The organism is Bacillus sp. LM 4-2, assembly GCF_000978495.1.
Classification (GTDB): Bacteria; Bacillota; Bacilli; order Bacillales; family Bacillaceae; genus Bacillus; species Bacillus subtilis.
This window is the reverse complement of the sequence record NZ_CP011101.1, coordinates 2,065,599-2,087,976: the sequence shown is the minus strand read 5'-3', so window position 1 is coordinate 2,087,976 and position 22,378 is coordinate 2,065,599. Positions and strand designations below refer to the sequence as shown.

Below are 22,378 nucleotides of genomic sequence, written 5' to 3'. Positions count from 1 at the left end.
TTATTTCAAGATAGTGAATCAATCACTTGATTATTTAAGTTGGGGGTAATATTCAAATGTTTCAAAATAGTATGAAACAACGAATGAATTGGGAAGATTTTTACGGTCCGAACCTCGGCTATGCGCTGGAGCTTTACGATCAGTATACCCAGGATCCGAACAGCATTGACCCGGATTTGAAGGAAATGTTCGACGAGCTCGGTGCTCCGCCAAGCGATATAAAAGAGGCCTCGGGAACAAAAGAAAAGGGACGTGTTACAGCCGATCTGATTCAAAAGATCGCATCCGCAGTCAGACTTGCAGAAGATATCCGAACCTATGGCCATTTGAACGCTTCCGTCAATCCGCTCAGAAAGGATGAGAAAAAGAGCGAACTTTTTCCATTATCCGATTACGGGCTAACAGAAGAGGAAATAAAAGCAATACCTGCGTCTGTCATCTGCAAAGACGCTCCTAAAAACATTACGAACGGTTTAGAAGCCATTCAGTATTTACGAAATACGTATAAAAGAACCATCTCTTTTGAATTTGACCATGTGCATGACTTCAAAGAGCGCGAGTGGCTGACAAGAAAGATTGAATCTGGCGAGCTGTTCCAGAAGAACTCAGCTGAAAAGCTGTCGGCTGTGCTGGAAAGACTGACAGAAGTAGAGGGATTTGAGCAGTTTTTACACCGCACATTCGTCGGGCAGAAGCGCTTTTCCATTGAGGGTCTGGACGCTCTTGTTCCAGTGCTTGATGACATTATTGCACAATCTGTCAAATCAGGCACGACAAGTGTCAACATCGGGATGGCGCACAGGGGACGCCTGAATGTCTTGGCACATGTGCTCGGCAAACCGTATGAAATCATCTTCTCTGAATTCCAGCATGCGCCGAATAAAGATCTTGTCCCGTCTGAGGGATCAATTGGGATCAGCTACGGATGGACAGGGGATGTCAAATACCATTTGGGGGCGAATCGGGAGCTTCAAGACGCTGAAACAAAATCAGCGCGCATTACGTTAGCGAACAACCCGAGCCACTTGGAATTTATCAATCCGATTGTTGAAGGCAGCACAAGAGCAGCACAGGAAACGCGAACACAAAGCGGGTACCCGGTACAAGATGAAACAAAATCGCTTGCCATTTTAATCCATGGAGACGCTGCATTCCCTGGGGAAGGAATTGTAGCTGAAACATTGAATTTAAGCTCTTTAAAAGGGTATCAAGTAGGCGGTGCGATTCATATTATCGCCAATAACATGATCGGATTCACAACAGAAAGCGCTGAATCCAGATCGACAAAATATGCCAGCGACCTGGCCAAGGGTTATGAAATTCCGATTGTTCACGTGAATGCGGACGATCCTGAAGCTTGTCTTTCAGCTGTTAAGTTTGCGGTCGAATACCGAAAAACATTCAACAAGGATTTTCTGATTGATTTGATCGGGTACAGACGCTATGGACACAACGAAATGGATGAACCGTCAACCACTCAGCCAATGCTGTATGATGCTGTCAGAAAGCATCCGACCGTCAAACAAATTTTCGCTGAAAAGCTGGTAAAAGAAGGCGTGCTTACCGAGGAAGTCGTTCAAAACATCGAAAAATCGGTAACGAAGCGCATTGAGGATGCATATCAGAAAGTTCCGTCTAAAAAGGAACACACTGCCTGTGAAATTGAACTTCCAGAGCCTGTATCAAACGGTTTCCCAGATGTGGACACTTCGATTGATTTTGATGTGCTCCGCAAGCTGAATGGCGAATTGATCAACTGGCCGGAGTCATTTAATGTTTTCGGCAAGCTAAAACGCATTTTAGAAAGACGCGCCAAGGCGTTCGATGATGATAGAAAAGTGGAATGGTCTTTGGCAGAATCACTCGCGTTTGCTTCAATTTTGAAAGACGGAACACCGATTCGTTTAACAGGACAGGATTCCGAGCGCGGAACGTTCGCCCAAAGAAACCTTGTGCTTCATGACAGTGAGACGGGCAAAGAATTTGTGCCGCTTCATCACTTATCTGACTGCAGCACATCATTTGCTGTTCATAACAGCCCGCTGTCTGAAGGATCGGTTCTCGGTTTTGAATACGGCTATAACGTGCATTCACCGGAAACGCTTGTTTTGTGGGAAGCACAGTACGGAGATTTTGCCAACGCAGCTCAAGTGTATTTTGACCAATTTATTTCTGCCGGACGCGCGAAATGGGGCCAAAAATCCGGATTAGTCATGCTGCTTCCGCACGGTTACGAGGGACAGGGGCCTGAGCACTCAAGCGGAAGAATCGAGCGATTCCTGCAGCTTGCAGCGGAAAATAACTGGACGGTTGCCAACCTGACAAGCGCAGCACAGTATTTCCATATTTTAAGAAGACAGGCTAAAATGCTGCTTCGTGAAGAAATCAGACCGCTCGTCATTATGACGCCGAAGAGCCTTCTTCGCAACCCAAATACGGTGTCGGAAGTGCAGGAGCTCAGCGAAAGCCGCTTCCAGCCTGTTTATGAACAGTCGGGACTTTCTCATGACTATGAAAAAGTAACCAGACTTGTATTATCCAGCGGTAAAGTGTCTATAGACATTAGCGATCATTTTAATAAGTTAGAAGACGGTAAAGAGTGGGTTCACATTGCGAGAATCGAACAGCTGTATCCATTCCCGGCAAAAGGAGTCAAAGAATTATTTGCAAAACTTCCGAACCTGAAAGAAATCGTTTGGGTGCAGGAAGAGCCGCAGAACATGGGGGCTTGGGGTTATATCAGCCCGTATTTGACAGAGATTGCACCAGAGGGAGTAAGCGTTCAATATATTGGACGCAGAAGACGATCCAGCCCTGCAGAGGGAGATCCGACAGTTCATAAAAAAGAACAGGAACGTATTGTATCTGATAGCTTGACTCGCAAAAACTAAGGGGGAAATGAAAAAATGGCGGAAATTAAGGTACCTGAATTAGCAGAATCAATCTCAGAAGGAACAATAGCCCAATGGTTAAAGCAGCCTGGTGACTATGTAGAACAGGGTGAATATCTGCTTGAACTAGAAACGGATAAAGTGAATGTTGAATTGACAGCAGAAGAATCGGGTGTACTTCAAGAGGTATTGAAAGATTCGGGTGATACCGTCCAGGTCGGAGAAATTATCGGTACGATTTCAGAAGGCGCGGGTGAAAGTTCTGCCCCTGCTCCTACAGAGAAAGCAGAAAGCAAGGAAAGCGTAAAAGAAGAGAAACAGGCTGAACCAGCTGCACAAGAGGTGAGCGAGGAAGCACAATCTGAAGCAAAATCAAGAACGATCGCTTCTCCGTCGGCCCGTAAGCTGGCGAGAGAAAAAGGAATTGACCTGTCTCAAGTTCCAACTGGAGATCCGCTTGGAAGAGTGCGCAAGCAGGATGTCGAAGCGTACGAAAAACCGGCATCAAAACCGGCTCCTCAGCAAAAGCAGCAGCCTCAGGCTCCAAAAGCACAGCAAAGCTTTGATAAACCTGTCGAAGTGCAAAAAATGTCACGCCGCAGACAAACGATTGCAAAACGCCTTGTAGAGGTGCAGCAAACATCGGCGATGCTGACTACATTTAATGAAGTGGACATGACGGCTGTTATGAATCTCAGAAAACGCCGCAAAGATCAATTCTTTGAGCAAAACGAAGTGAAGCTCGGCTTTATGTCTTTCTTCACGAAAGCGGTCGTGGCTGCATTGAAAAAATATCCGCTGTTGAATGCGGAAATTCAGGGCGATGAGTTGATCGTTAAGAAATTCTATGATATCGGAATCGCTGTTGCTGCTGATGAAGGTCTTGTCGTTCCGGTTGTGCGGGATGCGGATCGCCTGACATTTGCAGGAATCGAAAAAGAGATCGGCGAGCTTGCGAAAAAAGCAAGAAACAATAAATTAACCCTTAGCGAGCTTCAGGGAGGCTCCTTCACGATTACAAACGGAGGGACTTTCGGTTCATTGATGTCAACTCCAATTTTAAACAGCCCGCAAGTCGGTATACTGGGCATGCATAAGATTCAGCTGCGCCCTGTAGCCATTGATGAAGAGCGTTTCGAAAACCGTCCGATGATGTATATCGCTTTATCTTATGATCACCGAATTGTAGACGGTAAAGAAGCGGTTGGTTTCCTCGTGACAATCAAAAAATTACTGGAAGATCCTGAACAGCTTTTATTAGAAGGATAATAAAAAAGGGTACATCACGATAAAGTGATGTACCTTTTTTGATGCATATTTAAAGTGATAGATTGGTGCTTTTGGATCCAGCTTGTTTCTTTTTCACTTTTTTTGACCAATATGTTGCAAGCATAGAACCTGAAAGGTTATGCCACACACTGAATATTGCGCTTGGTACGGCAGATAGCGGTGAGAAATGAGCCGTGGCAAGTGCAGCCCCAAGTCCGGAGTTTTGCATGCCGACTTCGATTGCGATCGCTTTTTGAGACGGGTAATCCATTTTTAAAAGCTTTGCACAAAGAAACCCAAGTAAATAACCGATACCGTTATGCAGGATAACAACTGAAAAAATGAGCAACCCCGATTGAAGCAGATTTTCCCGATTGCCGCTGACGACAGCTGAGACAATCGCAACGATGCCAATGACAGAAACAAGCGGAAGGGCATGTACGGCTTTTGCCACTTGTTTTCTGAAAAACATTTTGACAATCAGACCTGCAATGATCGGAAATAAAACCGCCTGTAAGATTGAGATAAACAAAGACCCCGGCGAGACAGGAAGCCATTCTTTGGCAAACAGCATAATCAACAACGGTGTTACAACAGGTGCCAATAAGGTAGAAATGGTTGTAACCGCAACAGAAAGGGCAGTATTTCCTTTTGCTAAGAATGTCATAACATTAGATGCAGTTCCCCCGGGACAGCAGCCGACAAGAATAACACCAACTGCGATTTCAGCTGGAAGATGCAGCCCAAATGCGAGGCCGAAAGCAACGAGCGGCATGATCGTATACTGAGCTATTACTCCAATAATAACTTGCCAAGGCTTTCTGACCAGCTCTTTGAAATCATCGGCTTGCAGTGTAAGGCCCATCCCAAACATGATAATGCCAAGAAAAATCGTAATATAAGAACTGATCCACGTAAATAAAGATGGGAAAGAAAATCCCAGCACTGCAAAAACAATGACCCATATGCCAAAGGTTTGTCCTGCAAAATGACTTATTTTTCTAATGATGTCCATAAAAACACTCCTAACACACTTATCAAGAACTTCAGCAGAAATTCTTACAAATTTCATAACATTCTCTTATTATAAATAATTTTCTGAATAATTCAATATTAGTTTTTGGCAGATGTCTATAGATATATGATGTAAACTAATCAAAATGTTCTTGACTATATAGGAAGATATTCTTACAATGAACCTTTATAATGGTTAGATCAAATAGGAGTGATACGGTGAAGGAATCAAATCAATGGTCTTCGAAGCTCGGCTTTATTTTAGCCGCGGCAGGATCAGCTATCGGGCTTGGTGCGATATGGAAATTCCCATATGTTGCCGGAACCAGCGGCGGAGGCGCATTTTTACTTATTTTTATTTTATTTACGGTTTTAATCGGACTGCCTTTATTGTTAGGTGAATTCATCATAGGCAGAAGAACACAGAAAGATGCCGTTCAGTCCTATAAAACACTTGCTCCAGGAACGAAGTGGCATTGGATCGGTTATTTAGGCATGGTGACGTGCTTTATTCTTCTATCTTTCTACAGTGTCGTAGGCGGATGGATTTTAATTTATATTATAAAAGGCTTCACTGGCGGTTTATCGCAAACATCTGGTTTTGATACGATATTTGCAAGTACCATTTCAAATCCTTATTTGGCTGTAGGAGGCCAGCTGCTCTTTATGGTGGTAACAATTTTAGTTGTTGCAAAAGGGGTAAGCAGCGGAATTGAAAAAGCAAGCCAAGTATTAATGCCAGCGCTTTTTCTATTATTCATCATTTTAATGGTGCGTTCGGTTACACTTGATGGCGCGATGGAAGGAATTAAATTTTTCCTGATGCCTGATTTAACTGCAATTGATGCCAATACCATTTTATATGCAATGGGACAATCCTTTTTCTTATTAAGTGTCGGTGTATCTGTCATGGTAACGTATAGCGCTTATTTAGAGAAACAGGAAAATCTGGTACAGTCCGCTGTATCTGTAACTGTTATGAACATGCTTGTTGCTGTAATGGCCGGAATTGCGATTTTTCCAGCTGTCTTTTCATTCGGCCTCAAACCAGACCAAGGCCCGGTTCTGTTATTTAACGTGCTGCCGACTGTGTTTAATCAAATGCCGTTCGGAATTATCTTTTTATTAGCATTTTTACTTCTATTTTTATTTGCTGCATTGACATCTGCTTTTTCAATGCTGGAAATTTTGGTCGCAGTACTTTCGAAAGGCGATGTCAATAAGAGAAAACGATTCGCTTGGTTAGGCGGAATTGCTATTTTTATTGTCGGTGTGCCGTCTGCATTATCATACGGTGTCTTAAGTGACGTCACTATATTTCATCTGTCTATTTTTGATGCGGCCGACTATCTTGTGAGCAATATTTTAATGCCGTTAGGTGCGTTACTGATTTCGATTTTTGTCCCGCTTAAAATACCGAAACAGGATTTGTTTGACGAGCTGAAAAGCGGTTCCAATCTCAAACGAAAGTGGTTTGCGGTTTGGCTGCTGCTCATTCGATATCTATCTCCTGTTGCCATCATCATCGTGTTTTTGCATGTGGTAGGGATTTTTTAAAACACGGAGCCCCCGGGGAAAGGGGGCTTTTTTTAATAGAGCTTCCAAACGACTTCTTTTGCCTGCTCAAAACGTTTTTCAGCCTCGCGCCAATCCACGACATTCCACCAGTGATCGACATAGCTGGCCCGGTCATTTTTGTATTGCAAATAGTAGGCATGCTCCCATACGTCAAGCGGTAAAAGGGGGATTACATCCCATTGGCTTAAGAGCTGGTGTTTTTCTGCCGTTAAAATCTCCAGCCGTCCTGATCGAGGTGCCCAGACCAGAATGGCCCAGCCGACGCCTTCCACTTTTTTAGCGGCTTGGGTAAAATGTTCTTTAAAAGCGGAATAGCTTCCAAATGAAAGGTCTATCATTTGGAACAATGCCCCTGTAGGACGCCGTTTTCCGTTTGGATGCATAGAAAACCAAAAAATACTATGCAAATAATGGCCTGCTCCATGGAACGCAAGCTCTCTTTCCCAATGAGTGATTAAGTCATAATTCTTTGTCGCTCTCGCTTTTTTAAGCTCTGATTCTGCTTTGTTCAGGCCATCGACATAGCTTTGATGATGTTTTGTATGATGAAGGACCATAATATCGCGTGAAATATAAGGTTCTAAGGCGGAGTATTTGTAGGGAAGCTTTGGCAGCACGTGTTTCCCTATAGGGACATAAGCGCGTCTTTCACTTGTATCATCTGATTCTGTTATATCCCGATAAAGGGCAGCGGCCTGTTTATACCAATCTTCTTCTGTTGTTTGGTCATCTTCCAGAGCCTCAATCATCTTGTCGATTTGATCTTCAAACTGGTCAAGCTGACCTCGCTTTTGAATCTGATCTTTCAGGGCTTCACACCAATTGAACATCTCCGCTTGATAAGATTCACGTTTCATTTGCTGTCTCCTTTTCAATAGAATCTAAATACTTCCCGACAGCCAGCAAAGAGAATACATATGGATAACTGTGATAGCGAATATAAAATTGCTTCGGCAATCCGATCCCTGCTGGATACGCGAGGCTATCGAAGCTATGCGAATTGCTGTCGGTAAGGTATTGCATGCCTTTCACAACTGACGGGTGTTCGGAATTTTCATATGTGAGCAAAGCGTCTAAAGCCCAGGCCGTTTGTACAATGGTTCCTCTATGAAGCGGTACATATGTTTTGATTTCGGCGCTTTTGCAGGATTCTCCCCAGCTTCCGTCATTATTTTGTATGGATTTGAGCCAACGCAGAGCCTTTTGTATACCGAGATGCTTTCGGTCAACCCCGCATGCATGCATACCAGTAAGAGCAGCCCAAGTGCCGTAAATGTAGCAAACACCCCATCTGCCGTACCAAGACCCATTTTGTTCCTGATGTTCGAAAAGCCACTTCACTGCGCGTTGAATATGTTGATGTTTTTCTGTGAAGCCAACTTTCTCGCCTAAAAAGTGCAGTACACGTCCGGTGAGGTCGGCGGTTGAAGGGTCAACTGCAGCGTCCTCGGCGGATTCAAGCGGCAGAAGGCGGATCAGTGGATGGTTCACATTTTTTTCGAAAGCAGAAAATCCGCCGTCATTGTTTTGCATCGATAAAAGCCAAGATACCCCCCGCTCCCATGCTGCAGGAGAATGATTGCGGGGAATCGCCTTTAAAACGGCTGTAGTGTCGTCACAGTCAGGGTTATTTGTATTAATGTTTGAAAACCCCCAGCCGCCAGGAACTGAATTTGGATTTTTGACAGACCAATCTGCTATTTTGGTATGCTGGCGTTCTAGCAAAAAGTCGGCTGCTTTTGTAACAGAGCCATCCGTTTCGGTCACACCATTTTTTTGAAGGGCATAGCTTATTAAAGCTGTATCCCAAACAGTTGAAGTAGAGTTTTCCAGATAAGGAATCCCGTTGCATTTAGTCACCAGTGATTTAATGCCGGTAATCGCCCTCCTGATAATAGGAGAATAGCGTGACACACCAAGTGACAGAAGGCTGTAAACCATATATATGGTTGCGCTCGCATAGCTGTATAATGTTCCATCTTTTTCAATCCGGTCCAGCATATACGTTTTAGCTGTCTGTAGGCCCAGCTGCTGAAAAGCAAATGGTGCATGAAAAACGCGTTTCCAATGTAACAAAATAGACGTGAGATCTCTTTCTTCGAAAGCATCAGACCGAAGCCAAGTGAAAGGATTTTTTGTCATGTGCGGATCGAGATGGTGAAGAGATGAAATATTGCGGTTAATAAGGACAAATCGCTGATTGAGTGTTACAGCCATAGGAGCAAAATGAATACGGGCATATGAGCTGAACTGATAGAAATGAATCGGCAATGTTGGGGGGAGCGCCATGAGTGATAATGGTAAATACAAAGCAGGCCAAGGATAAAGCCCGTTCGCGGCAAGCATCCATTTTGTCATAAAATGAACATGTCTCAAACCGCCATGTGAGATGATAAATTGTTCAGCTTTCTTCATGTGCGGCTCAGTTCTGTGAAAACATCCTGAAGCCAGCATCCCGACATATCCTTGGACGGTAGCCGTTAGATTTCCGCGCGTTTCATCGGGATAGTTGATAAATGTGCCGTCTGGCTGCTGTTTTGCATGAATGCCGGCTGCAAGGGATGATATCAGTTCTTTTTCATTTTCGCCTTCATCTAGTGAGGTAAGGAGCAAAATAAAAAAGGAATTTGTCATGATTGGTCCTTCAAAGCAAAATGTCCATGAACCATCAGCATTTTGCCTGTCTCTTAACTCGGTAATGGTTTTCTTTTGAAAACGCCTCACTTTCTCCTGAAGTGTGCCCATCACGCTCAACTCCTTCAGAAGCATATATATTCAGCGTCTTTTACTGCCATTACAGAAAGAAAAAAACTGCTGGCAGGCAGCAGTTTTTTAAACATACATGTTAGTCTTCAAGGTTTACCCATACACTTTTGACTTCTGTGTAATTATCCAAGGCATATGATCCCATTTCTCGTCCGAGTCCTGACTGTTTATAACCGCCAAATGGAGACGCCGCGTCAAACACATTATAGCAGTTGACCCAAACGGTTCCGGCTTGAAGTCGGTCCGCGATATAGTGAGCCTGCTTGACGTTCTCTGTCCATAGTCCGGCTGCAAGCCCATATTCTGAATGGTTTGCCCGTTCAATAACTTCATCGACTGTTTCGTACGGAATTGCAGTCAGCACGGGTCCGAAAATTTCTTCTTTTGCGATGGTCATTTCGTCTTCAACATTCGCAAACACAGTCGGTGCGACAAAATATCCTGCTTCAAAAGGACAGCTTCCGCCGGTCACTGCTTTTGCTCCTTCATCTTTTCCTTTTTGAATATAGGAAAGAACGCGCTCATGCTGTTCCTTGCTTACGAGAGGCCCGATTTGAGTATCTTTATGAAGTCCCGCTCCTTGGCGGAGTGACTCAGCATAGGATGCCATTTCATCAACAACTTCATCATATTGGTCTTTATGAATGAAGACACGTGAGCCCGCACAGCAGACTTGGCCCTGGTTAAACATCACACCGTTTAAAGCGCCCGGGATGGCTTTTTTTAAATTCGCATCCGGCAGAAGAATATTAGGCGATTTTCCGCCCAGCTCCAATGTCACACGCTTAATGCTTTTCGCTGCGGTGGACATGATTTTCTTTCCGATTTCAGTGGAACCGGTAAAGGCAATTTTATCAACCGCTTCGTGGTTCGTCAGCGCTTCTCCCGCATCTTCACCGAATCCTGGGATGATGTTGATTACACCGGCAGGGAAACCGGCTTGGTCAATTAATTCTGCCAAATAAAGAGCTGAAAGCGGTGTTTGTTCAGCCGGTTTGAGGACGATTGTACAGCCTGTTGCAAGTGCCGCGCCCATTTTCCACATCGCCATCAGGAGCGGGAAATTCCATGGAATGATCTGGCCGACGACACCGACAGGCTCATGACGCGTATAATTAAAATAAGCGCCGGAAACCGGAATCGTCTGTCCTGTTATTTTTGTACACCAGCCGGCGTAATAGCGCATATGCTCAATAGCCAGCGGAATATCTCCATTAGTCGTTTCATTGATCGGTTTCCCATTATCAAGTGTTTCAAGCTGAGCAAGCTCAGTTTTATGCTCTTCCATTAAGTCTGCCAGCTTATACATCAGTCTGCTTCTCGAAGCTGGAGACATTGTTCTCCATTCACCTTGGTCAAAGGCTTTCCGGGCAGCTTTAACAGCTTTGTCCACATCCGCAGCCTGGGCTTCATACAGCGTCATCAAGGTTTCGCCGGTCGCCGGGTTTGGAGTGTCAAAGGTTGCCCCTGAGGCACTCGGAACAAACTTTCCGTCAATATAAAGCTTCTTTGTTCCCTGTAAAAATGTCTCCAGCCTTTTCGTCACTTGCATCGTTAAAGAACTCATCCGTAACAAACCTCCAGTCATTTTTTATGGTCTGTTCTGAGATTCTTGGTGATAGCACATTGATTCCTGGATTGAATAGCAGAAATAAGCTGTGATAGTTGCTTCAAACGTAAGCGTATACAAACATTCTATAATAGAAATCAAGGCAAAATCAATGAATAACCGATATTGCAATTTACAAAAGAAAAAAGCTACAATAAGCTTATAGATAAGAAAAGGAGATTTCATCATGATTCATAAAAATTGGCTTGAAAAAGAAACCATTAAAAAAGTAAAGTGTGTGCAGACAAACGCAAAAAAATATATCGTAAACCGCGTTTTAACGCCGGGAAAAGAATATGAAGTAAAAAATGAAACAGAGGAGTTTCTCTTTGTGGTCGACAATACGAATAAAGTCGGCGGCTATTATAAAGAATACTTCGAAGAGATGTAATGCTTCCTTGAAGCATCAAACAGATTTTGTTAAAAGCAGTCGATACATAAAACCGCAGCTCAGCTGCGGTTTTTTTGTGGTTAAAACAGGAAATATAAAACAAAATTAAAAAAATCATTAAAAACCACTTTTTTATAAAAACATTGCTGAATATTGAAACTTTTTTCTCTATATGTGCGTATTACTTGATGACAACAGCTTAAAAGCCAAAAAACAAATCAAAAATTTGAAAAATGTAATCTGTTCGTAATGGTTTAAATGTCTTCTATGTCGTATTCTTATATAGGGATAAAGGACTTATTTTTATGTAGTGAATGATAAAACAAATAGATAAATGCAGAAAGAGGGGTTCTTCATTGGGTATTTTTTCTGTTAGCAGATCAACGGACGCAAAGAAGCTTGAGGCTTTGCTCGTTGAAGGGGAAAGAATAGAATCGATTTATAAGCTCCGAGTGGACCAAATTTGCTTTACAAATAAGCGGATCATTTTCTTTGACAATAAAATGTTTTCTAAAAAGAAGGTTCGTGTATTTCTTCCATATAAAACAATTGAAAGCTTTGCCATCCAAGAAGCGGGAATGTTTGATCCGGACACTGGGCTTTTATTGATGACAAGAAGCAAAACTTTCGAATTAGAATTTGCGAAAGACACCGATTTAAGCGAGGTTCAGGCGGTGCTGACAAAGCATTTGTGCAGCTGAATATTTGATGAGCCAGCCGTTCAAAAAATGGTTAGGCTTTTTTTATATATAAAAACAAGAACAGGGCATGTGCGCCCTGTTCTTATTACACCACACTGTTTTTCGCTGAGTTCGAATCAACAAGATCTGCATCTAATACATTTGAAATCGGCACGACAAGAGGAGTAAAGTCGCCATTTTCTTCTCCAAACCCTTGATTTATTTTAGCTGATAAAAAGTAATCGACCTGCTGATACGGACCGAGTGTTAAAGAGGAACCTCGATCCATCGTATTGATTTTAAATCCGCCGACATTTACGACGGAGGGTGAAAAGAACATCTCATCACTTCCTTTTGATTGAGGAGTTAACCGCTTCACTTTCAAAAGAGGCCGGAGAATCAATTTGGTCTCTGTCATCCACATGGCTTCTCGTGCCCATAAATCCGCTCGCATCTCCAAAATTCTGTCCGTAGCCTTGATTTTTTTTATCTGAATTTTGCCATTCTGCCAATAAATTTTGTCCTACGTTAACCGCTGAAGCATTTTCAAAGGAATTAATTTTCAGCATGAAAATATTAATATTGATATACGGAGTTGGTTGAACCACAGGCAAACCTCCTTTCTATAGTTGTATGCTGGCGGTTATAAAGTATGTTAAGACAGGGGGCTTCAAATGGATTTCGAAAAGATGAAGCAGTGGATGGAATTCGCACAGCAGATGTACGGCGGTGACTTTTGGAAACAGGTATTTGATGAAGACCAAAAAACCCCTTTTATGACAAATGGCCAATCTCCGTTTCCGTTTGCGCAGCAAGATCAGCGAGGGAAAGGAGATGCTTCATTTCCGAGCATGGATATTGTAGATACCGTTGCGGAAGTGCAGTTTTTAATTTATCTTCCAGGCTACCGTAAACAAGACGTTCACATATTATCGTACGGAGATTATTTAGTGGTGAAGGGGCAGCGCTTTTCCTATTTTAATGAACAGGACTTTCGCCAAAAAGAAGGGAAATACGGAAGTTTTGAAAAGAAAATTCCGCTTTCCGATCATCTTCATGGAAAGATGAATGCCATTTTTAAAGACGGAATCCTATACATCACTATTCAAAAAGACGAAGGTCAAGCGAAAACCATTGTTATTGATGATTGATTTTCATACTGAGTGCATCTGACACATCACGGTCATCAATTGATTCAATCGGAATGACCATAACAATACCATCTGCATTTTGTTCCCCAAAACCGTTATTTCTTTTGATAGCAGAGCACCTGTTCCTTAACTCCGCAGAACCAAAGGTAAGGGATGAGCCGGTGCCTATCGAGTTAGTCTTGAGATGAGAAATATTGATGTTAGTCGGAAGCATGAAAACCTCTCCTTTCTATGGGATATACCTCATTATATATGTAGACGAAAGAGGAGTATGCAAAGGGTCGTGATGTCATGAAAAAAATGTTCCGGTCGCTGATCAGGCATTGCTTGAAACCAGAACTTGACAAACTGCGTGAATGTGAAGAAAGACTCTCAGTGATTGAGAAACAAAAACAAAGCAGCAAACAAGAGTCTGAAGAAACCTATATACATATTGAAACGCTGAATGTCGAAAAAGTTGACTATCATCTTGAATTCGGCGAGCTGACCATTGATGAACTGAGCGGCAGATTAAATATAGGCGCAACCTATTATATACCGCCAGAAGAGAAGGACAAAAAGTGCCAACGAAAACCCGAAGCACCATCGACGCCAGCGGTCACGATCCGTTCAAAAAGGCAGTAGCTCATCTTTCCATCGATGTTTCCATGTTTGACAGAAGGCAAAACGGGAAACAGGATAGAAAGGAGAGGATATACATGGCACTGACAAAAGAACAAACACAGCATCTCTATCATAAATTGCTCGATATGCAAAAAGAATTGTCTGGCGAGAAAAAGGAAACAGAATCAATGACGGAAGAAGTGGGGGAGCTTTCCAATGGGGTTGACAACCATATGGCAGACCACGGGACGCTCGTCACAGACCGGATGACAGACCAAACAGTGAAAGAGATTGACCGGGAGCTGTTAGAGGAGGTCAACCGTGCATTACAAAAGATGAAAGACGGAACTTATGGCGTGTGTGAAAAAACCGGCCAAGAGATTCCTTACGAAAGACTTGAAGCTGTTCCTTATGCAAGAATGACAGTTGAGGCCCAAGCTGATGTGGAGGATGATCTGGAGACAGATGCTCCTTCTTATGAAAGAGAGTTTCATGAACAGGTAAAAGACTTATCCAACAAAGAAACAATTGATCAAAAAAGCTCGCAGACGTATGAAATCTTGGATCGTGAACAAGATTCGAAGTAAAAATGCCAAGCAAGTACACCGATATTAGATGTACTTGCTTTTTTTTGAAAAAAAATCTCATATTCAAAATAAAGTGATTGACTTTACGTAAAAAAGAAAGTAACATACTATTTGTAAGTAAATATAAAAAGTTTACCGGGAGGAATACAAATGTCTACAGTTTTATTTGTAAAATCAAGCGACCGTACAGCTGAAGAAGGCGTTTCAACTAAACTTTACGAAGCTTTCTTAGCTGCTTATAAAGAAAACAACCCTAATGATGAAGTGGTTGAATTAGATCTTCATAAGGAAAACCTTCCTTACCTTGGCAGAGATATGATTAACGGAACATTTAAAGCAGGTCAAGGAATGGAAATGACAGAAGATGAGAAAAAACAAGCAGCAATTGCTGACAAATATCTGAACCAGTTTGTAAAAGCTGACAAAGTTGTTTTCGCATTCCCGCTTTGGAACTTCACAGTGCCAGCAGTGCTTCATACTTATGTTGATTATCTGTCTCGCGCAGGCGTTACATTCAAATACACACAAGAAGGACCAGTCGGTTTAATGGGCGGCAAAAAAGTTGCGCTTCTTAACGCTCGCGGCGGTGTCTACTCAGAAGGACCAATGGCTGCACTTGAAATGTCATTAAACTTCATGAAAACAGTTCTTGGTTTCTGGGGTGTTCAAGACTTGCACACAGTTGTCATCGAAGGACATAACGCAGCACCTGATCAAGCGCAAGAAATCGTTGAAAAAGGTTTACAAGAAGCAAAAGATCTTGCTGCAAAATTCTAATAAAGCCAAGACTCCTATCGTTACAAATAGGAGTCTTTTTGTATATACACATTAATATAGAAGAAAATAATCATTCGCTTTTAGCAATAAAGGCTATTTTTTTTATTGTAATATATTTTTTGTTTGTCGAATTGTCAGGTATTTTGGAGAAAAAACAGTTTTATTCACTGGAAAAAGTTTTTCTAAACAATTGTTCTGACCTCTTGATTAAAAGCGCCTGATGGTGTACTATATTAAAGAAGCTACTTTGTGCGTATTGTTAATTAAGTTTTAACCTTTAAGCTGTAATAGGGAGTTTTATATCGAAGCCGGAATGTCATGCCTCCATTGCAGAGGACGACAGGAACGTTTCTGCAAACACCCACTTTGAGGAGTGGTGGTTTAAAACTTTCTTACTTGCATACGGCAAGACGTAGCGAAAGCCATTTCCTTTTCGGAAATGGCTTTTTATTTTATCTAAAAAGGTTTGGTATAGTGAATATTCCATTTTTGTGTGAAAGAAATGAAGGCCGCTTTTTTATGATATGATGGGAGAAATTCAAGGAAAAGCGAGGTTTACACGTTATGTTACATAGAGCCCAATCCCTTCTGGCTCATTATTTTGGTTATGAGAAGTTTCGGAGCGGCCAAGATGAAGCGATCCGCTTGGTGACGGAAGCGAGGCAAAATACGGCCTGCATTATGCCGACGGGAGGCGGCAAATCGATTTGCTATCAGATTCCGGCATTAATGTTTGAAGGGACGACGATCGTCATTTCACCGTTGATTTCCTTGATGAAGGATCAAGTTGATGCGTTAGAAGAAGCGGGGATTAACGCCGCCTACATTAACAGCACACAATCCAATCAGGAAATATATGAGAGGCTGAACGGACTCAAAGAAGGGGCTTATAAGCTTTTTTACATTACACCAGAGCGACTAACGTCCATAGAGTTTATCCGGATTTTGCAGGGCATAGATGTTCCTTTGGTCGCAATAGACGAGGCGCATTGTATTTCTCAATGGGGCCATGATTTCAGGCCAAGCTACAGGAATATTGAAATCTTGTTCCGTGAATTACACGACAAGCCTGTCATCATGGCGTTAACAGCAACAGCCACACCCGAGGTTCATGATGATATTTGCAAACAGCTGCATATTCAAAAAGAAAACACGGTATATACCGGATTTTCCCGAGAGAATTTAACCTTTAAAGTAGTAAAAGGAGAAAATAAAGATCGGTTTATAGACGAATATGTGCAAAACAACAGGCATGAAGCAGGAATTGTCTATACAGCGACCAGAAAAGAAGCTGATCGGATATATGAGAGATTGAAACGAAATCAGGTCAGGGCAGGCCGGTATCATGGAGGTTTGGCTGATGATGTGAGAAAAGAGCAGCAGGAAAGATTTCTTAATGATGAGCTTCAAGTGATGGTGGCAACCTCTGCTTTTGGAATGGGTATTGATAAATCAAATATCAGATTTGTTCTGCATGCACAAATCCCGAAAGATATGGAAAGCTATTATCAAGAGGCAGGACGAGCTGGACGGGACGGTCTTGCCAGTGAATGTGTTCTCCTGTTTTCACCGCAGGATATTATGGTGCAGCGCTTCTTAATTGAGCAATCAGAACATGAAGAGAAACAAAAGCAGGATTTAAAAAAGCTGAGACAAATGGTCGACTACTGTCATACGGAAGATTGTCTGCAGCGTTTTATCCTTATGTATTTCGGAGAAAAGGAGCCTGATGCGTGCGGACAGTGCGGAAACTGTACCGATACAAGAGCGGCCCATGACGTGACGCGGGAGGCGCAAATGGTCTTATCTTGTATCATTCGCATGAAAGAACGGTTTGGCAAGACGATGGTTGCCCAGGTGCTTGCCGGCTCCAAAAATAAAAAAGTTCTTGAAAACGGCTTTTCCGACCTTTCAACATACGGGATATTAAAACACCAATCCGTTGGCGAAATCAGTGATTTTATCGAATTTCTTATTTCTGACGACTTCATCAGGATGTCAGACGGAACGTTTCCGACTCTTTTTGTCAGCAGTAAAGGAAGGAATGTGCTGAAAGGAGAATTATCAGTAGCGAGAAAAGAAGCGTTAAAAGCGGCAGCGATTACTGAAAATGACGAGCTATTTGAACGATTGCGCATGGTTCGGAAAGAAATTGCGGCTGAGCAGGGTGTTCCGCCATTTGTTGTTTTCTCTGACCAAACGTTAAAAGAAATGTCAGGAAAACAGCCCGTAAATGATGATGAACTTTTGTCTATAAAAGGAGTCGGAGAACAAAAAAGAGCAAAATACGGCCGGCTTTTTTTACAAGAAATACAGGCTTATGCAAGGATGACAGACTAAAAAAACAGAAAAACAATCTTTTTTTCTATAAAAAACACATTTTATTTTCTCTGTTTCGCCTCAAAATAAAAAGACCTGCGAAGCCTATTATATCAAGGGTTCAGCAAGTCTTTCCATCAGAGAGAAATCCTTCATGTAAAGGAACTGTAATCTAAATCATATCTTTTTGTTATTGATTTGACATTTACGTGTGTTACGATATCACCTGTTAGCCGCCAATAAAAAGCTAACAAGGGAGGATTTACTTATGAAGAAGACGATTATGTCCTTTGTGGCAGTTGCTGCACTTTCAACAACTGCATTCGGAGCTCACGCTTCTGCAAAAGAAATTACGGTGCAAAAGGGTGATACGCTCTGGGGAATCTCTCAGAAAAATGGAGTGAACCTAAAGGACTTAAAAGAATGGAACAAGTTAACTTCTGATAAAATCATTGCAGGAGAAAAACTGACCATTTCTTCAGAAGAAACAACCACGACTGGGCAATATACAATTAAAGCGGGAGATACGCTTTCTAAGATTGCTCAAAAATTCGGCACGACAGTCAACAACCTGAAAGTTTGGAATAACTTAAGCTCTGACATGATCTATGCTGGATCAACTCTTTCAGTAAAAGGTCAGGCAACAGCAGCAAACACAGCTACTGAGAATGCGCAAACAAACGCACCTCAAGCTGCGCCAAAACAAGAGGCTGTGCAAAAAGAGCAACCTAAACAAGAAGCTGTACAACAGCAACCTAAACAAGAAACAAAGGCTGAGGCAGAAACTTCTGTTAACACAGAGGAGAAGGCTGTTCAATCAAATACAAATAATCAAGAAGCTTCAAAAGAACTAACAGTTACTGCTACTGCTTACACTGCTAACGACGGCGGCATTTCCGGCGTTACAGCTACAGGCATTGACTTAAATAAGAACCCGAATGCGAAAGTTATTGCGGTTGATCCTAATGTAATTCCGCTAGGTTCTAAAGTCTATGTTGAAGGCTACGGGGAAGCAACAGCAGCAGACACTGGCGGCGCTATTAAAGGAAATAAAATCGACGTATTTGTACCAAGTAAAAGTGATGCTTCTAATTGGGGCGTCAAAACTGTAAGTGTTAAAGTCTTAAACTAATAATATAGATTGTGATAAAAGACATGAGCTTTTGGCTTGTGTCTTTTTTTGTTCTGCTTAGAGCTGTTTATATCATATGCTGATAAAAGAAAGTGGTCCCGTTTTTCTCGTTATGTGCGATTCAGGGGATCTCGGGTTAAAAGATTGGTTCCACATTACAGAGACATTCGGCATCATGACATTTATAGCTGGTTGTTACTATCTTTGATCAGCGAAACGAGCTGGTGTTGTATCTTTTTTGGCAGATAATAAGCAGTTGGATGTAGCAGATGCCATTTACGGAACGGAATCGGATTGATTTCAGACGGTTTTTTATTGTGATATTAGGCTCTTGCAGTTAGGCATGGCAGCTTCGGGAGCGAAGTGGCACAACTTTGTCATACTGAAAATACAAAATAATCAATATCAGAAATTCTGCTGATGTGCAATGGCCGACCATTTTAACAGGGATATCATTCAATCCAGTCTTTTATTGGGCTGTTAACCAAGCAATCGTTCAGCGGGTATAGGAGCGAGGATATCGATCAATTTAATTCTGGTTGCGGCGAGGTTCTCAAACTGGAATTTCAGGTTAACAAAAAGGATCCTGGCAGATGCCAAGATCCTTTTTTATTTAAACCAGCCTTTTTCCTTTGACCGGGTAATGGCTTCAATTCGATTTTTCACTTCAAGCTTTTCTAGAATCATTGAGATATAATTCCGCACCGTCCCGCTTTTGATGCTGAGTTCCTGAGCGATTTCTTTTGTGTTTTTACCGTCAGCCACAAGTTCAAGCACTTCTTTTTCTCTATCTGTAAGAGGGTTAGCTTCGCTGTATAAGTCCTCCATCAGCTCAGGTGCATAGATGCGTTTTCCATTCATGACGCTACGGATGGCGTTGGCCAGCTCTTCACTAGGACTGTCTTTTAACAAATAGCCTTTAACGCCAGCTTTAATAGCTCTCTGAAAGTAACCGGGTCTGGCGAAGGTGGTTAAGATGATAATTTTGCAGCCTGTATCTTTTAGCTCCTCAGCAGCTTCAAGCCCTGTTTTTCCGGGCATTTCAATGTCCATAATACATACATCAGGCTGGCGTTTTTTGACAAAATCAACAGCATCTTGGCCGGTTGTACCTTTGCCTACGACTTCCATATCGTCTTCTAGGTTTAAAAGTGATCCTAAAGCGCCCAGCAGCATTTGCTGATCTTCTGCAATAAATATACTAATCATATAAGCCATCCTTTATGTTTATTTTGAATTATTAGGAATTGCCATGGTAAGCTTGGTTCCGTTTTCGGTATCGATGTGAAGGCTTCCGTTTGCAAACTCAAGCCGTTCTCTCATCCCGAGTAAGCCATGTCCTTTTGAAAAGGAATTTTCTTCTCCTTTGAATGTTCCATCGTCAGACACTGTAATCACAACTTCCTTCCAGAGCTGCTGAATGTCTACTCGGCAAGTTTTAGCCTGGCTGTGTTTGACGACATTTGTGACAGCTTCCTTTAAGCACATGCTCAAAATGTTTTCATTCAGCAATGAGATATTTTCAGGCCATTTCTCTTCTTCATAGATAAACATAATGTCAGCTGCTTCGAGAATTTGTTTGATGTTGATCAGTTCATCCTTGAGCCGGATGCCCTTCATAGAGGAAACGATTTTTCTTACTTCATTTAAAGAAGTTCGCGCTGTTTGCTGAACACTTTTCAGTTCACGAGCTGCTTGTTCGGGATCTTTGTAAATCAATTTTCTTGCTAAGTCGCTTTTTAACCCGATAAGAGAAAGCTTTTGCCCAAGCGTATCATGGAGATCGCGGGCAATTCGCTGACGTTCTTCTAATTTTACCAGTTCTGCAATCCGTTCATTTGCATCCTCGAGCTTTTCTTCAAGCCGTTCGCGCTCCTTGCGGCTTCTTATACTAAAGGGCAATAAAATTGCGCTGATGAGGGTTATGACGACAAAAGGAATTTGTGTCAGAAAGAATTCCTTCTTTAATACGAGACTGAAATTGGCTGCGACGGCTGCGCTTATTAAATGGACATAATATAAAATATGAAAAGGGACGCGTTCCTTAATGTTTCCTATAAAATACGCGATAAAAAAAGCAAAATAAATATAACTGAACAGAGTAATGGAGGCGGTTGAAATGCCAATTAATAAAAATCCCCACAAATAAATGGTCCAGCCTTTTGAGACAAAAGCAAATCGATATACCGAAAAAAATAAAAGCGTCAAAATGATGCCGACAATAATAACAAATGTAGATGATGATTTCCATATAAAGTAGAAGGGGAGGATGAAAAATATCGTCCATATATAGGGCGTAATACCGTTTAGTTTTTGAAATGTTAAATGCTTTTTAATCATGATCTTACCTCATTTTCAGCTTTTCATCTTACTTGTAACTTTATCATTGTGAAAGCCAGAATGCACCCTCCAACAATAAAAAGGAAGCCTTCTAGTATATTAGAAGACCTCCTTTATCATCAGGCATTCTTCCGCAGCTTCTGTTTTTCTGGTGAATCAGGCGGAAGGCTTACAGGTATATGTTTTATAGCCCGAAATGACACAAACTGTTTGTTATCTTCATCCCATAGACGGAACGCAAGTGATTGCAGGCTTGTTTTTAAGGTGATTGTCGGTACGTTTTTTAATGGTTCGTGATGTTCATGAGCAACTTCAAGCTTATAGTTAGGCACCTTTGGACTCAAATGATGAACGTGGTGGTAACCAATATTGCCTGTTAGCCATTGAAGCAGTTTAGGGAGTTTATAAAATGAACTGCCTTCAACAGCAGCCTGAACGTAGCTCCAGTTTTCATCCGCTTCAAAATAAGAATCTTCAAAGGTATGCTGCACATAAAACAGCCAAACACCGATTGAACCTGAAATCAGAAATATCGGGCCTTGCACCAGTAAAAACGATTGCCAGCCAAAGATCAGACAGCAAGCAGCAGCCAACGCGACAATTGCCAGATTCGTAAGGTATGTGTTTACACGTTCCTTGCGTCTTGCGCCTTTTTTGTTAAAACGGTTCGTGATCAGAAAAACATAAATCGGTCCGAGAATAAACATGATAAACGGGTTTCTATAAAGTCTGTATGCAAGCTTTGTTCGTCTGGATGCAGCTTTATATTCGTTTACTGTTAACATCCAGATGTCTCCTGTTCCGCGTTTATCCAGATTGCTGCTAGTTGCATGATGAATCGAATGGCTGTGCTGCCATTGAAGATACGGGAATAAAGTCAGGACACCTGTCAGAAAACCGAGAATGTGGTTATAGCGTTTTTGTTTGAAAAAAGATTGATGGCAGCAGTCATGGAAGATGATAAAAATTCTTGTCAGAAAACCTGCGGCAATCACCGTTAATGCTAACGTAAGAAGATAGGAGACATCGAGGCTGAGATAAGCAAGAAACCACAGGCCGAAGAATGGAATAAACGTGTTTAAAAGCTGAATCAGGCTGTTTTTTGTTTCAGGCTGAGCAAATGCAGCGACTTGCTTTGTCAGCTGTTTTTGCTTATGTGCAATGGTTTGTTCAGTCATAGTAAGTATCCTCTCATTGTGTGTCTCGGTTCAGTATACGAAAGAGGAAGATATCTTTGTAGTAGCACACATCATGCCTCCTATATGACATTT

Annotated in this window: 21 protein-coding genes and 1 other RNA gene; 12 read left to right on the top strand and 10 right to left on the bottom strand. The window is 42.0% G+C overall.

Annotation, left to right across the window (positions count from 1 at the left end; genetic code table 11):
• The first annotated feature begins 56 nt into the window (after positions 1-56).
• Together sucA and odhB are read left to right on the top strand one after the other, a co-directional pair.
• Positions 57-2,891: a 2-oxoglutarate dehydrogenase E1 component gene (gene sucA / locus bslm_RS10115; protein ID WP_038429134.1), complete on the top strand. Its 2,835-nt coding sequence runs from the start codon at positions 57-59 to the stop codon at positions 2,889-2,891.
• A 15-nt stretch (positions 2,892-2,906) separates the two neighbouring features.
• Complete coding sequence (odhB, locus tag bslm_RS10110; protein WP_003231234.1) at positions 2,907-4,160, top strand: 2-oxoglutarate dehydrogenase complex dihydrolipoyllysine-residue succinyltransferase; 1,254 nt, start codon at positions 2,907-2,909, stop codon at positions 4,158-4,160.
• A 49-nt stretch (positions 4,161-4,209) separates the two neighbouring features.
• Here odhB and bslm_RS10105 read toward each other — a convergent pair whose 3' ends face one another.
• Positions 4,210-5,175 (bottom strand): bile acid:sodium symporter family protein, encoded by a 966-nt coding sequence (locus bslm_RS10105; protein WP_019712212.1) that lies wholly within the window; start codon positions 5,173-5,175, stop codon positions 4,210-4,212.
• A 218-nt stretch (positions 5,176-5,393) separates the two neighbouring features.
• Here bslm_RS10105 and bslm_RS10100 point away from each other — a divergent pair, with 218 nt between their 5' ends.
• A complete protein-coding gene (locus bslm_RS10100; protein WP_019712211.1) occupies positions 5,394-6,731 on the top strand; it encodes a sodium-dependent transporter in 1,338 nt (445 codons plus the stop codon).
• A gap of 32 nt (positions 6,732-6,763) precedes the next feature.
• Here the strand turns inward: bslm_RS10100 and bslm_RS10095 are convergent, their stop codons facing one another.
• From bslm_RS10095 to dhaS, 3 genes are all read right to left on the bottom strand, one after another.
• Positions 6,764-7,609: a superoxide dismutase gene (locus tag bslm_RS10095; protein WP_019712210.1), complete on the bottom strand. Its 846-nt coding sequence runs from the start codon at positions 7,607-7,609 to the stop codon at positions 6,764-6,766.
• The gene (gene sqhC / locus bslm_RS10090; protein ID WP_019712209.1) at positions 7,599-9,497 is read right to left on the bottom strand and encodes a sporulenol synthase; all 1,899 of its coding nucleotides are present in this window, start codon (positions 9,495-9,497) and stop codon (positions 7,599-7,601) included. The genes bslm_RS10095 and sqhC overlap by 11 nt, the downstream gene beginning before the upstream one ends.
• A gap of 100 nt (positions 9,498-9,597) precedes the next feature.
• Positions 9,598-11,085, bottom strand: coding sequence for an aldehyde dehydrogenase DhaS (dhaS, locus tag bslm_RS10085; protein ID WP_004399332.1), 1,488 nt, complete (start codon positions 11,083-11,085; stop codon positions 9,598-9,600).
• A gap of 229 nt (positions 11,086-11,314) precedes the next feature.
• Between dhaS and bslm_RS10080 the strand changes: the two genes are divergently transcribed.
• Both bslm_RS10080 and bslm_RS10075 read left to right on the top strand, forming a co-directional pair.
• Positions 11,315-11,518: a DUF6501 family protein gene (locus bslm_RS10080; protein ID WP_003231245.1), complete on the top strand. Its 204-nt coding sequence runs from the start codon at positions 11,315-11,317 to the stop codon at positions 11,516-11,518.
• A gap of 356 nt (positions 11,519-11,874) precedes the next feature.
• Positions 11,875-12,219 (top strand): PH domain-containing protein, encoded by a 345-nt coding sequence (locus bslm_RS10075; RefSeq protein WP_003220141.1) that lies wholly within the window; start codon positions 11,875-11,877, stop codon positions 12,217-12,219.
• Between the two features lie 85 nt (positions 12,220-12,304).
• Here bslm_RS10075 and bslm_RS10070 read toward each other — a convergent pair whose 3' ends face one another.
• Together bslm_RS10070 and bslm_RS10065 are read right to left on the bottom strand one after the other, a co-directional pair.
• Positions 12,305-12,538: a hypothetical protein gene (locus tag bslm_RS10070; protein WP_003231251.1), complete on the bottom strand. Its 234-nt coding sequence runs from the start codon at positions 12,536-12,538 to the stop codon at positions 12,305-12,307.
• 4 nt (positions 12,539-12,542) lie between these two features.
• Positions 12,543-12,806, bottom strand: coding sequence for a hypothetical protein (locus tag bslm_RS10065; RefSeq protein ID WP_004399338.1), 264 nt, complete (start codon positions 12,804-12,806; stop codon positions 12,543-12,545).
• A 66-nt stretch (positions 12,807-12,872) separates the two neighbouring features.
• Between bslm_RS10065 and yocM the strand changes: the two genes are divergently transcribed.
• The gene (yocM, locus tag bslm_RS10060; RefSeq protein ID WP_003231255.1) at positions 12,873-13,349 is read left to right on the top strand and encodes a salt stress-responsive protein YocM; all 477 of its coding nucleotides are present in this window, start codon (positions 12,873-12,875) and stop codon (positions 13,347-13,349) included.
• Here the strand turns inward: yocM and bslm_RS10055 are convergent.
• Positions 13,336-13,563 carry a hypothetical protein gene (locus bslm_RS10055; protein WP_004399329.1) on the bottom strand — a complete coding sequence of 76 codons (228 nt, stop codon included), beginning with the start codon at positions 13,561-13,563 and terminating at the stop codon, positions 13,336-13,338. The genes yocM and bslm_RS10055 overlap by 14 nt on opposite strands.
• Positions 13,564-13,640: 77 nt before the next feature.
• On the opposite strand from bslm_RS10055, the gene bslm_RS10050 reads away from it, so the two are divergent.
• The 6 genes from bslm_RS10050 to bslm_RS10025 all read left to right on the top strand — a co-directional run bounded on the left by bslm_RS10050 (position 13,641) and on the right by bslm_RS10025 (position 18,767).
• Positions 13,641-13,973 carry a hypothetical protein gene (locus bslm_RS10050; protein WP_003231257.1) on the top strand — a complete coding sequence of 111 codons (333 nt, stop codon included), beginning with the start codon at positions 13,641-13,643 and terminating at the stop codon, positions 13,971-13,973.
• 74 nt (positions 13,974-14,047) lie between these two features.
• A complete protein-coding gene (locus bslm_RS10045) occupies positions 14,048-14,539 on the top strand; it encodes a TraR/DksA family transcriptional regulator (RefSeq protein WP_003231259.1) in 492 nt (163 codons plus the stop codon).
• A 150-nt stretch (positions 14,540-14,689) separates the two neighbouring features.
• Positions 14,690-15,316: an FMN-dependent NADH-azoreductase AzoJ gene (azoJ, locus tag bslm_RS10040; RefSeq protein WP_003231260.1), complete on the top strand. Its 627-nt coding sequence runs from the start codon at positions 14,690-14,692 to the stop codon at positions 15,314-15,316.
• A 236-nt stretch (positions 15,317-15,552) separates the two neighbouring features.
• A non-coding RNA gene (ssrS, locus tag bslm_RS20710) (6S RNA) lies at positions 15,553-15,739 on the top strand.
• 141 nt (positions 15,740-15,880) lie between these two features.
• A complete protein-coding gene (gene recQ / locus bslm_RS10030; protein ID WP_004399229.1) occupies positions 15,881-17,656 on the top strand; it encodes a DNA helicase RecQ in 1,776 nt (591 codons plus the stop codon).
• A gap of 247 nt (positions 17,657-17,903) precedes the next feature.
• Complete coding sequence (locus bslm_RS10025) at positions 17,904-18,767, top strand: LysM peptidoglycan-binding and 3D domain-containing protein (protein WP_003231267.1); 864 nt, start codon at positions 17,904-17,906, stop codon at positions 18,765-18,767.
• A gap of 609 nt (positions 18,768-19,376) precedes the next feature.
• On the opposite strand, the gene desR is transcribed toward bslm_RS10025, so the two are convergent.
• The 3 genes from desR to desE all read right to left on the bottom strand — a co-directional run bounded on the left by desR (position 19,377) and on the right by desE (position 22,285).
• Positions 19,377-19,976 (bottom strand): two-component system response regulator DesR, encoded by a 600-nt coding sequence (desR, locus tag bslm_RS10020; protein ID WP_004399356.1) that lies wholly within the window; start codon positions 19,974-19,976, stop codon positions 19,377-19,379.
• Positions 19,977-19,994: 18 nt separating this feature from the next.
• Positions 19,995-21,107, bottom strand: a complete 1,113-nt coding sequence (desK, locus tag bslm_RS10015; RefSeq protein ID WP_029318043.1) for a two-component sensor histidine kinase DesK — start codon at positions 21,105-21,107, stop codon at positions 19,995-19,997.
• A 119-nt stretch (positions 21,108-21,226) separates the two neighbouring features.
• Entirely contained in the window at positions 21,227-22,285 is a 1,059-nt protein-coding gene (desE, locus tag bslm_RS10010; protein WP_004399588.1) for a Delta(5) desaturase DesA, read from the bottom strand.
• Positions 22,286-22,378: the final 93 nt, after the last annotated feature.

Excerpts from the sequence above, each read along its gene's own strand:
- sucA (WP_038429134.1), top strand. The coding sequence starts at position 57 with ATGTTTCAAAATAGTATGAAACAACGAATGAATTGGGAAGATTTTTAC.
- odhB (WP_003231234.1), top strand. The coding sequence starts at position 2,907 with ATGGCGGAAATTAAGGTACCTGAATTAGCAGAATCAATCTCAGAAGGA.
- bslm_RS10105 (WP_019712212.1), bottom strand. The coding sequence starts at position 5,175 with ATGGACATCATTAGAAAAATAAGTCATTTTGCAGGACAAACCTTTGGC.
- bslm_RS10095 (WP_019712210.1), bottom strand. The coding sequence starts at position 7,609 with ATGAAACGTGAATCTTATCAAGCGGAGATGTTCAATTGGTGTGAAGCC.
- sqhC (WP_019712209.1), bottom strand. The coding sequence starts at position 9,497 with ATGGGCACACTTCAGGAGAAAGTGAGGCGTTTTCAAAAGAAAACCATT.
- dhaS (WP_004399332.1), bottom strand. The coding sequence starts at position 11,085 with ATGAGTTCTTTAACGATGCAAGTGACGAAAAGGCTGGAGACATTTTTA.
- bslm_RS10080 (WP_003231245.1), top strand. The coding sequence starts at position 11,315 with ATGATTCATAAAAATTGGCTTGAAAAAGAAACCATTAAAAAAGTAAAG.
- bslm_RS10070 (WP_003231251.1), bottom strand. The coding sequence starts at position 12,538 with ATGTTCTTTTCACCCTCCGTCGTAAATGTCGGCGGATTTAAAATCAAT.
- yocM (WP_003231255.1), top strand. The coding sequence starts at position 12,873 with ATGGATTTCGAAAAGATGAAGCAGTGGATGGAATTCGCACAGCAGATG.
- bslm_RS10055 (WP_004399329.1), bottom strand. The coding sequence starts at position 13,563 with ATGCTTCCGACTAACATCAATATTTCTCATCTCAAGACTAACTCGATA.
- bslm_RS10050 (WP_003231257.1), top strand. The coding sequence starts at position 13,641 with ATGAAAAAAATGTTCCGGTCGCTGATCAGGCATTGCTTGAAACCAGAA.
- bslm_RS10045 (WP_003231259.1), top strand. The coding sequence starts at position 14,048 with ATGGCACTGACAAAAGAACAAACACAGCATCTCTATCATAAATTGCTC.
- azoJ (WP_003231260.1), top strand. The coding sequence starts at position 14,690 with ATGTCTACAGTTTTATTTGTAAAATCAAGCGACCGTACAGCTGAAGAA.
- recQ (WP_004399229.1), top strand. The coding sequence starts at position 15,881 with ATGTTACATAGAGCCCAATCCCTTCTGGCTCATTATTTTGGTTATGAG.
- bslm_RS10025 (WP_003231267.1), top strand. The coding sequence starts at position 17,904 with ATGAAGAAGACGATTATGTCCTTTGTGGCAGTTGCTGCACTTTCAACA.
- desR (WP_004399356.1), bottom strand. The coding sequence starts at position 19,976 with ATGATTAGTATATTTATTGCAGAAGATCAGCAAATGCTGCTGGGCGCT.
- desK (WP_029318043.1), bottom strand. The coding sequence starts at position 21,107 with ATGATTAAAAAGCATTTAACATTTCAAAAACTAAACGGTATTACGCCC.
- desE (WP_004399588.1), bottom strand. The coding sequence starts at position 22,285 with ATGACTGAACAAACCATTGCACATAAGCAAAAACAGCTGACAAAGCAA.